Genomic DNA, 10,347 nt, shown 5'->3' with positions numbered 1-10,347 from the left:
GAGGGCGGCGGGCGAGGCAGCCGCGCGCGGCCGACCTGCACCTGCGCCTGCGCTCGGAGCTGGGCCGGATCGACGAGCAGTTGCGCTCCCTGCTGGCCTCCATGGACCGGCTGCAGGGCCTGCTGGACGCGGTGGTGGCCATCAGCCGGGAGGTGGAGCTGCCCGCGGTGCTGCACCGCATCGTGACCACCGCCATGGATCTGGTCGGCGCCCGCTACGGGGCCCTGGGCGTGCTCGACGAGTCGGGAAAGCGCCTGGAGCAGTTCATCACGGCCGGCCTGTCCGAGGGGGAACGCCTGGCCCTGGCCGAGTCCGGCCTGCCCCGTGGTCTGGGCGTCCTCGGCCACCTGATCCGCTACCCCGACCCGCTGCGGATCGACGACATCCCGGCCCATCCGGCCTCCACCGGTTTCCCGCCCGGCCACCCGCAGATGCGCAGCCTGCTCGGCGTCGCCATCAGCGTGCGCGGTGAGATCTACGGCGACCTCTATCTCTCGGAGCGGCTCGACGGACAGCCCTTCGACCGGCACGACGAGGACGTCGTCGTCGCCCTGGCCGGTGCCGCCGGGATCGCGATCGAGAACGTCCGCCTGTTCGAGCGGATTCGTATGGGCGCCGAGCAGTTCCAGCGGCTTCTGCTGCCCACCCTGCCCGACCTGCGGCCGTTCAGCGCCGCCGCCATCTACCGGCCCGCCGCGGAGCCCAGTCAGCTCGGCGGGGACTGGTACGACGCCATTCCGCTGTCCGACGGCGTCGTGGCCGTCGTCATCGGTGACGTGGTCGGCCACGACCTGAAGGCCGCCGCCGCCATGGCCTCCACCCGCAACATGCTGCGCGCTCTGCTGTTCGACCAGAGCAATCCGCCCGGCAGGGTCCTCGCCCTGCTCGACCACGCCCTGGAGGCCATCACGAACAACCCCGTCACGACCACCACGCTGGCCCGCATCGAACCGGAGGGATCCGAGTGGCGGCTCTGCTGGAGCACCGCGGGCCACGTCCCGCCCCTGGTCGTCACCCTCGACCGCCAGGCACGCTATCTGCTCGCCGAGCCCGGACTGCCGCTCGGCGTCGATCCCGAGCAGCCCCGGCCCGACCACTGCCGCCGGCTGCCCCCGGGCGCGACCGTGGTGTTCTTCACGGACGGGCTGGTCGAGCATCCTCGCCACTCCATCGACGAGAGCCTGCAGCAGCTCGCCTCACTCGCCAGCGAACACGCCTTCCTGCCCCTGCCCGAGTTCGTGCGGGAACTGGCCGATCACCACCCCAGCGACGGGCACGACGACATGGCCATCCTCGCCGTGCGCACCCCGCGTGGCTGACGCCCGGACCCCCGGCACGCGCCGCGTGGAGGATGCGGGGCATCCGGCGGATGATGGGCCCTGGGGCGGTGTCGACGCGGAGGTCGCCCGATGGCTGGCTCGCGATATGAAGAGCTCCGGCGTGGCGGCTCGGCCGCCCTGGAGCTCTGTGTCATCGCCGGGCTGTATTACGGTGCGGCCAAGGCGGGGCTGCTCCAGCAACTGGTGCGCGGCCAGGTCACGCCGCTGTGGCCGCCGAGCGGCATCGCGGTGGCCGCCCTGCTGCTGCGCGGTCCGCGGGTCTGGCCCGCCATCGCGCTCGGCGCGTTCCTGGTCAACCTCTCGCTGGGGCCGACGCTCCCGGCCGTGCTCGCGATCACGGCCGGGAACACCCTCGCTCCCGTGTGCTCGTACCTCCTGCTCCGCCGGACCGGGTTCCGCAACGAGCTGAGCCGTCTGCGGGACGCGCTCGCGCTGATCTTTCTCGGTGCGTTCACCGGGATGCTCGTCAGCGCGACGACGGGCAGCACCGCCCTGCTCCTCGCCGGCGCACTGGACGCGGGCGGCTACGGGCCGACCTGGTCCGTCTGGTGGACCGGTGACGCGATGGGCGTCCTGGTGGTCACGCCGGTCCTGCTCGTCCTCCGCTCGCTGCACCTACCGAGGAACGCGCCGCCGCTGCGGTGGGTGGAGGCACTGCTGCTCCTCGCAGCGACCGCCGGCGTCGGTTTCGTCGAGACCAGTGACACGCCGATGCTGTTCCTGGGGTTCCCCGTGCTGGTCTGGGCCGCCTTCCGGTTCCAGCTGGCCGGGGCCGCGCCCTGCGCGCTGGCCGTGTCGACCTTCGCGATCACGACCGCCGCCCGGCAGAGGGGCCCGTTCGCCAGTCACGACCTGCTCACCGACATGATCGCCCTGCAGGCGTTCAACGGCTCCGCCGCGCTCACCGCACTGCTGGTCACGGCGGTCGTCAGCGAGCGGAACGAGATCCAGCGGGAGATCGTGCGGACCTGCGGGCAACTCGCCGCGATGGCGACCAGGATCACCACCGGCGCCCGGCTCCCCCACGGGGAGGAGGGGACGGAGAGGTTCCCGGACGGGGTGAGCGGCCTGGGGGGCCGGCCCGCCGGACCGAGCGGTGGGACAGGGTTCCCCGGGGAAGAGGCGGCACCGGCCGCAGCCGCCGGCGGGCCGGGCGACGCGACGGGGTTCCCCGGCGGGGAACGCCGGACGACCGGGTTCCCCGAAACCCCTGAGAAGGCCACGGAACCGCCCGACAGGGAGCACCGGACGGCACGGTTCCCCGACACCACGGACAGGACCGCGGGACTCCCCGGCATCGAGAGTGAGACCACGGGAGTTGCCGGCAGGGGACACGCGCGGGAGGAACCCGGCGGACAGGGCGATCGCACGACCGGTGTCCCCGAGCGGGAGAGGGGCCGGCAACGGCAAAGGCCGTCTCCTCGTCCGTGAGAAGACGGCCTGCGACCGGCCCCGAGGCTGGTCGGGACGACAGGATTTGAACCTGCGACCCCTTGACCCCCAGTCAAGTGCGCTACCAAGCTGCGCCACGTCCCGCTGCGGTCTCACGCGAATACTTCGCGTGATCACGCAGGTCAACCCTACCGCACTCGGGCGGGTGCCGGTGCCGCCTGGGCCGGGGCGGCGTCCACGACGCGGGCGGGGCGGCGGACCGGGACGAGCAGGGCGGCGCCGACCGCGCCCAGGCACAGGACGGTGAGCAGGGCCCATCCGTGGGTGTAGCCGGAGGCGTACGGCAGCCCCGAGGCCTGGAGCCGGCCGGTGACCAGGACGCTGGTGAGCGCGGCGCCGATGGAGCCGCCGATGGTGCGGATGTTGGCGTTCATGCCGGTCGCGGCGCCGGTCTGCTCGGGCGGCACGCTGCCCACGACGAGGTTGGCCATCGAGGCGAAGGCCAGCCCGATGCCCAGCCCGAACAGGCCCGCGACGACGGCGATCTGCCACTGGTCGCCGTGCCAGAGGGTGAGGAAGCCGCAGGCCAGCGCCCCGAGGGCGGCCCCTGTGGTGAGCAGCGCCTTGGCGCCGACGCGGGGCTCCAGGCGGCCCGAGAGGACACCGGAGAGGAACATCGCCAGCAGCATCGGCAGCATGAGCAGGCCGGAGGCGGTGACGCTCGCGCCGAAGCCGTAGCCGGCCGCGGACGGCGTCTGCACGAAGGCGGGCAGGAAGGACCAGATCGCGTACATGCCCGCGCCGAAGAGCAGCGCGGCCGCGTTGGTCGTCCACACCGCGGGCAGGCGCATCACGCGCAGGTCGATCAGCGCGTTGCGGGAGCGGGACTCGGCCGCCAGCCACAGGGCGAACAGCACGACGGCGGCGGCGAACAGGCCGAGCACCCTGGGCGAGCCCCAGCCCCACTGGCCGGCCTGGCTCAGCGGGAGCAGCAGGGCCACCAGCCAGGCGGAGAGCAGCGCCGCACCCGCCCAACTGACGCGTCCCTCGGCCCGCTTGGGCGACTCGGGGACGTAGCGCACGGCGATCAGGGTGGTCGCGGCGACGACGGCGACCGGGATCCAGAACAGCCAGTGATAGTCGAGCGCGGAGACGATCGGCCCGGCGGCCACGATGCCGACCCCGCCGCCGGCGGCGATCACCGCGGAGAGGTTGCTGATGCTCCCGCTGACCTCCCCCGCGGCGAACTCGTCCCGGATGATGCCGAAGGACAGCGGGAAGAGGGCGCCGCCCACGCCCTGCACGATCCGGGCGATGATGAGCACGCCGATGCCGGGAGCCAGCGCGGCGGTGAGACAGCCCGCGAGGACGGCGAGCAGGACGGCGACGAGGGTGCGCTTCTTTCCGACGAGGTCGCCGACGCGGCCGAGGATCGGGGTGAAGACCGAGGCGGACAGCAGGTAGGCCGTCATCACCCAGGTCGCGGTGGACTGGGAGGTGTGCAGCGCGTGCTGGACGGTCGGCAGGGCCGGCGCGATCAGCGACTGCAGCATCGAGAACACGCCCGCACCGGTCGCGAGGACCGCGAACGTGAGGCGCGAGGACTTGCGGGGCATGAAGAAGCCTCTCCGAAGGGGAGCAGGTGTGCGTGGGTGGAGGCGGGCGGCGCATCGCCGGGCACGTCTGCCCAGGGCGGAGCCGCTCCCGCACTGCTAAAGTGGAGGTACCCCTCCACTGTAGCGGAGGGATTCCTCCGCTTCAACCCGTTCCCGACCCTGGAGGCAGCAGTGACGGCCACGCCGTTCCCCGCCGGCGAGATCGTGGCGGCCCGCCGGCCGCACCGCAAGGACGCCGCCCGCAACTTCGACGCCCTGCTCGACGCCGCCCGCGAGGCGTTCGCCGAGCACGGCGCGGAGGCCTCCCTGGAGGACATCGCCCGCCGCGCGGGCGTCGGCATCGGCACGCTGTACCGCAACTTCCCCACCCGCCGCGATCTGTTCGAGAGCGTCTACGCGGACGAGGTGAACGCCCTGTGCCGGGCGGCGGTGGACGTGGCGGACCGGGAGCCGTGGGAGGCGCTGACAACGTGGCTCGACCGGTTCGCCGGATACATGGTCACCAAGCGCGCGGTGCGCGAGGCCCTGAACGACGAGTCGGAGATCTTCCAGGCCTGCCGGGAGTCCATGTACGGCGCGGGCGGCCCGTTGCTGGAGCGGGCGCAGAAGGCGGGCGTGGCGCGCGCGGACATGGACTTCGGCGATCTGCTGCGGCTGGTCGCGGGGGTCACGGCGACGGCGTTCGAGGACGACGCCCAGCGCGACCGGGTCCTGGCGATCGCGCTGGACGGGGTGCGCACCGGCCGCTGACCCACCCGCCTCCGCCTACTTGATCAGCGCGTTCGCCACCACCACGAGCAGCCCCAGCAGCACGCCTCCCGGTCCCATGAGGACGGCGGCCGGGCACCGGCGCCCCGACCAGCGGGCGGTGACCAGCCCGTGCCCGAAGAGGATCGCGCTGTTGAGGGCGAACGCCGGGTGTGCCAGTGCGCGCGACCCGACGAAGTGTCCTGCCACCAGGGCCGTTGCCGCACACACTGTCGACGCCGGCCGGGGAGCCGCCCTGGCTAGGGTCGCCCCATGACGCACAGCTTCGCGCTCCACATCCCCGACGCCGGCCTCGAACCCGAGCCCCTCGACCCGGAGCAGATCGTCTCCGGGAACCCGGAGGTCACCGGAAAGGTGGTCTGGGAGTCGGACGACGGCCGGCAGATCCGCGGGATCTGGCAGATCACGCCGGGCGTGGTCACCGACACCGAGGCGGACGAGCTGTTCGTGGTGATCAGCGGCTCGGCGACGATCGAGGTGGAAAACGGCCCGACGCTGCGGGTCGGCCCCGGCGACATGGCGGTGCTGCGCGCGGGCGACCGTACGACGTGGACCGTGCACGAGACGCTGCGCAAGGCCTACGCGATCAGCCTGTGAGCCCGGGCGGCGGCGCCGTCGTACCCCGGATCTCCAGCATCGGTGCGGCCAGGTGCACGCGCCCCTCGGCCGCCGGCCGCTCGAAGCGGTCCAGCAGGCAGCGGGCGGCGCGCCGGCCGACCTCGTGCGGGGCGGTGTCGACGGTGGTCAGCCAGACGTGCCGCAGCCGGGAGATGCTGGTGTTGTCGTAGCCGGCCACCGACAGGTCGCGCGGCACCCGCAGACCCAGCTCCCCGGCAGCCGAGAGGGCGCCCACCGAGGCCATGTCGTTGACCGCGAAGAGCGCCGTGGGCCGCTCGGGGCGGCTGAGCAGGCGCACGGTCCCGCGGTAGCCGCCCTCCTCGGTCAGGTCGCCGGGCTCGACCAGGGGTTCGGCGCCGTGCGCCCGCATCGCCGCCTCGAAGCCCCGCCGGCGCAGCTCGCCGACGGCGCCGTGGCCCGCGAGGTGCGCGATGCGGCGGTGACCGAGCCCGAGCAGGTGCTCGGTGACGAGCCGCGCCCCGCGCTCGTCGTCCCCGGCGACGACGTCCACCCGGTCCGGCTGGGGCTCGCGGGCCCCCGCCACCACCACCGCCATCCGCCGGGCGAGCGCGCCGAGCGCGCCCGCGTCCGGGACCGTGCCGACCACCACCAGCCCGTCGACGCCGAGGTCCACGAAGGGTTCGGCGAGGTCGTGGCCCATGCGCCGGTTCAGCCGGGCGTCGGCGAGCAGCATCCGCAGACCGGCCCCGTGCAGCGGGGAGTTGAGGCCGTCGAGCAGGTCCACGAACCACGGGTTGCGCAGGTCGTCCAGGAGGACGCCGACCGTGCGGGTGCGCTGTTCGCTCAGGCTGCGGGCGGCCGCGTTGGGCCGGTAGCCCAGCTCGCGCACGGCCCGCAGCACGGCCTCCCGCTTCTCGGGGCGCACCGGGCCGGAGCCGCGCAACACCAGCGAGACCAGCGACTTCGACACCCCGGCCCGTTCGGCCACGTCGCGGATCGTCGGCGGTCTCATGGCATGGACCGCTCCATGGGGCGTGCCGCGCTGTCAAAGGGTTGACACACTCGCCATGTCCGCACAAAGGTGGCGGGGACCGGGGATGGACCGGTCCAAGTCGCAGCACGGAGAGGCTGTCATGGTGGAAGAGCTGGGGGTCGCCGTCGTCGGGTTCGGCTGGATGGGCCGGGTGCACACCCAGGCGTACGCCCGTCTTCCGCACCACTATCCGCACCTCCCCCTGCGGCCACGGCTGGTCGCGGTCGCCGAGGAGGTGCCGGGCCGGGCCGAGGAGGCCGCCGAGCGGTTCGGGTTCGCCTCCGCCACACGCGACTGGCGCGAGGTCGCCGCCGATCCACGGGTGCGGGCCGTCAGCATCACCGCGCCGAACTTCCTGCACCGGGAGATCGGGGTGGCGATGGCCGAGGCCGGCAAGCACATCTGGATCGAGAAGCCGGTGGGCCTGACCGCCGGGGACGCCCGCGCGGTCGCGGACGCGGTCGCCAGGGCCGCGGTGCAGGGCGCGGTCGGCTTCAACTACCGCAACGCGCCCGCCGTCGAGGCGGCCCGCGACCTGATCGCCTCCGGCGAGCTCGGCGCGGTCACGCACGTCCGCATCCGCCTGTTCAGCGACTACGCGGCCCATCCGGACGGCGCCCTGACCTGGCGGTACGAGCGGGAGCGCGGCGGCAGCGGGGTGCTCGGCGACCTGGCCTCGCACGGCGCCGACCTGGCCCGCTTCCTGCTGGGCGACATCGCCTCGCTCACCGCCGACACCGCGATCTTCGTCCCCGAGCGCGCCCGCCCCCTGGGCGCCACCGCCGGGCACGCCCTCGCCTCCGGCGGCGCTCCCGGCCCGGTCGAGAACGAGGACTACGTCAGCTGCCTGCTGCGCTTCGCCTCCGGCGCCCGCGGCGTGCTGGAGGCCTGCCGGGTCTCGGTCGGCGAGCAGAACAACTACGGCTTCGAGGTGCACGGCACCAAGGGGGCGGTATTCTGGGACTTCCGGAGGATGAACGAACTCGCCGTCAGCCGGGGCACGACCTACCAGGACCAGCCGGTCAGCACCGTGTACGTCGGCCCGGGCGCCGGGGAGTTCGCCGCGTTCCAGCCGGCCGCGGCCAACGCCATGGGCTACGACGACCTGAAGGTGATCGAGGCCTGCCGGTTCGTGCGCTCCGTCGCCGAGGGCACCCCGCACGGCACCACGCTCGCCGACGCGGTGCACAGCGCGGTGGTGCTCGACGCGATGGCAGAGTCGGCCGCGAGCGGCAACTGGGTCAGCCTGTAGGCATGTTGTAGGGCGTGACCACCTGGATCGCGGACGGCAGCCGGGGTCCCGCGGGCGGCAGCGCGCCGTGGAAGCGCATCACCTCGTGGCAGGCCTCGCGCAGGTCCTGCCGCAGGTCGTGGTGGAGGACGGCGGACAGCCGGTGGTCCCGCAGCAGCCGCGTGTTGTCGTGGTCCAGGTCGTGGGCGACGAACACCGCGCAGTCGCGGCCGAGGTCCGCGAAGGCCTTCAGGGTGGCGTTGTTGCCGCCGCCGATGGAGTAGACGGCCCGGATCTCCGGGTCGCGTTCCAGGGCGGCCCGCACCAGGTCGTACTGGGTGGCGTCCAGGCCCTGCCCCTCGGCGATCTCCACCAGGGTCCGCTGCGGGTGCCGGGCCCGCATCACGCTGCGAAAGCCCATCTCGCGCTCCTCCTCGTTGCGGAAGAAGCCGCTGCTGAGGCTGGTGAGGACGTTGCCGGGGCGGTCGCCGAGCCACTGGCCCGTCAGATAGGCGGCGGTGGCGCCGGCGGCCCGGTTGTCGATGCCGACGTAGGCGAGCCGGCCGCTCGCGGGCAGGTCGGTGACGAGCGTGACGACCGGTATCCCGGCGGCGGTGAGCCGGCCGACGGCCGCGGTCACCTCGGGGACGTCCGGCGCCTTGAGGATCACGCCCTGCGAGCCGCGCCGGGCGATCCGGTCCAGCGTTCTGACCTGCTCCCGCACCGGACCGGTCTCGCGGAAGTGGAAGCGGGAGCGGACCACCGCCGGGTGCAGCCCGGGCAGTTCCGCCTCCAGGGCTGCACGCACCGCGGTGGTGAACCGCTCGGGCGCCTGCGCCACGATGTCGACCATGAAGGTGCGGCCGACCAGTCGGACCTGGGTGCGCTGCCGGTCGAGGTCGGCGATGGCCCGGCGCACCTCCTGCGCGGTGCTCTCCCGCACCCCTCCCCTGCCGTTCAGCACCCGGTCCACGGTGGCCTCGCTCAGCCCTGCCTGACGTGCGATCTCCCGGATCGGAAAGGGGTGGCCCATGGACCGGCTCCTCGAAGCGGTTGAGGGGTTTTTGATGGCTGCCTGCTGGTTGTTCGACGGGTTTGTACTGACAAGAATGGCAGGGCCGCGTCGCTTCTGTGACCGAAAGAAGGACACCGATGTCCGTCAGCTCCCCGTCCCGCCGGCCCTGGCTGTCCGAGCAGGACTGCGACCTCGACGCCCTGCGCGCCCTGACCGACCGGGCGACGGACCGCGCCGACTTCCCGCACGCGGCGACGGTGCGGGACAACGTGCCGGTGTACGAGGGCGAGCGGCTGCGCGCGGCCGGTCACCGGAACGAGCTGCGCGCCGAGCTCGTGCGGGCGCTCGCCGACGGTCCCGGGATCGTGGTCGTCCGCGGCGCCTTTCCCGACCCTGCGATCGTCGACCGGGTCACGGCCGTGTTCGAGGCGCTGATCGAGCGGCAGCGGGCCTCCGGCGCCGCGGCGGGGGACCACTTCGCCCGGCCGGGCGCCAACGACCGGGTGTGGAACGCGCTGGAGAAGACGGCCCGGTACGACGCGGAGGCGTTCGCCGACTACTACGCCAACGATGTGCTGGCCCTCGTCTCCACGGCCTGGCTGGGCCCCGGCTACCAGGTCACCTCGCAGGTCAACGTGGTCAATCCGGGCGGCGCCGGCCAGACCGCGCACCGGGACTACCACCTGGGCTTCCTGAGCAACGCGGCAGCGGCCGCCTATCCGGCGCACGTGCACCGCCTCTCCCCCGCGCTCACGCTGCAGGGCGCGGTCGCCCACTGCGACATGCCGGTGGAGTCGGGTCCGACGCGCTACCTGCCGTACTCGCAGTCGTACGAGCCGGGCTACCTCGCCTGGCGGCTGCCAGAGTTCCAGGCGTACTTCGAGGCCCACCATGTGCAGCTGCCGCTGGCCAAGGGCGACGCGGCCTTCTTCAACCCCGCGCTGTTCCACGCCGCCGGCACCAACCGGACGGCGGACGTGCGGCGGACGGCCAACCTGCTGCAGGTGTCGTCCGCGTTCGGGCGCGCGATGGAGACCGTCGACCGCGAGGCGGTGGTGAACGCCGTCTTCCCGGTCCTGCTCGCGCGCAAGGCCGAGGGCGCGGCACAGGAGTGGCTGGAGCACGTGATCGCCGCGAGCGCCGACGGCTACCCCTTCCCCACGAGCCTCGACAGCGATCCGCCGGTCGAGGGCCTGGCCCCGCCGTCACAGGCGGATCTGGTGCGGCGGGCGGTGCGCGAGGGGTGGGCGCCGGGACGGCTGCGCGCGCTTCTGCGGGCCGCGGCCGAGCGAAGCGAGAGCTGAAAGGGCGAAGACGGCATGGGACTTCACGACGGACTGCTGCGGGACAAGGTGGTGCTCGTCAACGGCGGC

10 protein-coding genes and 1 tRNA gene are annotated in these 10,347 nt (G+C 73.4%); 6 read left to right on the top strand and 5 right to left on the bottom strand.

What is annotated here, in order from left to right:
- Positions 1-35 precede the first annotated feature (35 nt).
- Both ACLU3S_RS32960 and ACLU3S_RS32955 read left to right on the top strand, forming a co-directional pair.
- Complete coding sequence (locus tag ACLU3S_RS32960) at positions 36-1,319, top strand: PP2C family protein-serine/threonine phosphatase (RefSeq protein ID WP_413955654.1); 1,284 nt, start codon at positions 36-38, stop codon at positions 1,317-1,319.
- A gap of 90 nt (positions 1,320-1,409) precedes the next feature.
- Positions 1,410-2,771, top strand: coding sequence for an MASE1 domain-containing protein (locus ACLU3S_RS32955; RefSeq protein WP_413955653.1), 1,362 nt, complete (start codon positions 1,410-1,412; stop codon positions 2,769-2,771).
- Positions 2,772-2,799: 28 nt separating this feature from the next.
- Here the strand turns inward: ACLU3S_RS32955 and ACLU3S_RS32950 are convergent.
- Positions 2,800-2,876 (bottom strand) — tRNA-Pro (locus ACLU3S_RS32950).
- Positions 2,877-2,920: 44 nt separating this feature from the next.
- Positions 2,921-4,348: an MFS transporter gene (locus ACLU3S_RS32945; RefSeq protein WP_413955652.1), complete on the bottom strand. Its 1,428-nt coding sequence runs from the start codon at positions 4,346-4,348 to the stop codon at positions 2,921-2,923.
- Between the two features lie 171 nt (positions 4,349-4,519).
- Between ACLU3S_RS32945 and ACLU3S_RS32940 the strand changes: the two genes are divergently transcribed.
- Positions 4,520-5,098 carry a TetR/AcrR family transcriptional regulator gene (locus tag ACLU3S_RS32940; RefSeq protein WP_413955651.1) on the top strand — a complete coding sequence of 193 codons (579 nt, stop codon included), beginning with the start codon at positions 4,520-4,522 and terminating at the stop codon, positions 5,096-5,098.
- Between the two features lie 15 nt (positions 5,099-5,113).
- Here the strand turns inward: ACLU3S_RS32940 and ACLU3S_RS32935 are convergent, their stop codons facing one another.
- A complete protein-coding gene (locus tag ACLU3S_RS32935) occupies positions 5,114-5,305 on the bottom strand; it encodes a hypothetical protein (protein WP_413955650.1) in 192 nt (63 codons plus the stop codon).
- A 63-nt stretch (positions 5,306-5,368) separates the two neighbouring features.
- Between ACLU3S_RS32935 and ACLU3S_RS32930 the strand changes: the two genes are divergently transcribed.
- Positions 5,369-5,713 (top strand): cupin domain-containing protein, encoded by a 345-nt coding sequence (locus ACLU3S_RS32930; RefSeq protein ID WP_413955649.1) that lies wholly within the window; start codon positions 5,369-5,371, stop codon positions 5,711-5,713.
- Here ACLU3S_RS32930 and ACLU3S_RS32925 read toward each other — a convergent pair.
- Complete coding sequence (locus tag ACLU3S_RS32925; protein WP_413955648.1) at positions 5,703-6,707, bottom strand: LacI family DNA-binding transcriptional regulator; 1,005 nt, start codon at positions 6,705-6,707, stop codon at positions 5,703-5,705. The genes ACLU3S_RS32930 and ACLU3S_RS32925 overlap by 11 nt on opposite strands.
- Before the next feature lie 121 nt (positions 6,708-6,828).
- Between ACLU3S_RS32925 and ACLU3S_RS32920 the strand changes: the two genes are divergently transcribed.
- Complete coding sequence (locus tag ACLU3S_RS32920) at positions 6,829-7,980, top strand: Gfo/Idh/MocA family protein (RefSeq protein WP_413955647.1); 1,152 nt, start codon at positions 6,829-6,831, stop codon at positions 7,978-7,980.
- Here the strand turns inward: ACLU3S_RS32920 and ACLU3S_RS32915 are convergent.
- Positions 7,970-8,992 (bottom strand): LacI family DNA-binding transcriptional regulator, encoded by a 1,023-nt coding sequence (locus tag ACLU3S_RS32915; protein WP_413955646.1) that lies wholly within the window; start codon positions 8,990-8,992, stop codon positions 7,970-7,972. The two genes, ACLU3S_RS32920 and ACLU3S_RS32915, sit on opposite strands and share 11 nt — an antisense overlap.
- Before the next feature lie 119 nt (positions 8,993-9,111).
- Here ACLU3S_RS32915 and ACLU3S_RS32910 point away from each other — a divergent pair, with 119 nt between their 5' ends.
- A complete protein-coding gene (locus tag ACLU3S_RS32910; RefSeq protein ID WP_413955645.1) occupies positions 9,112-10,278 on the top strand; it encodes a phytanoyl-CoA dioxygenase family protein in 1,167 nt (388 codons plus the stop codon).
- Positions 10,279-10,347: the final 69 nt, after the last annotated feature.

It is taken from the genome of Streptomyces sp. AF1A, from assembly GCF_047340315.1.
Classification (GTDB): Bacteria; Actinomycetota; Actinomycetes; order Streptomycetales; family Streptomycetaceae; genus Streptomyces.
The sequence above is the reverse complement of the archived record's forward strand: the minus strand, read 5'-3'. Positions and strand labels throughout refer to the sequence as shown.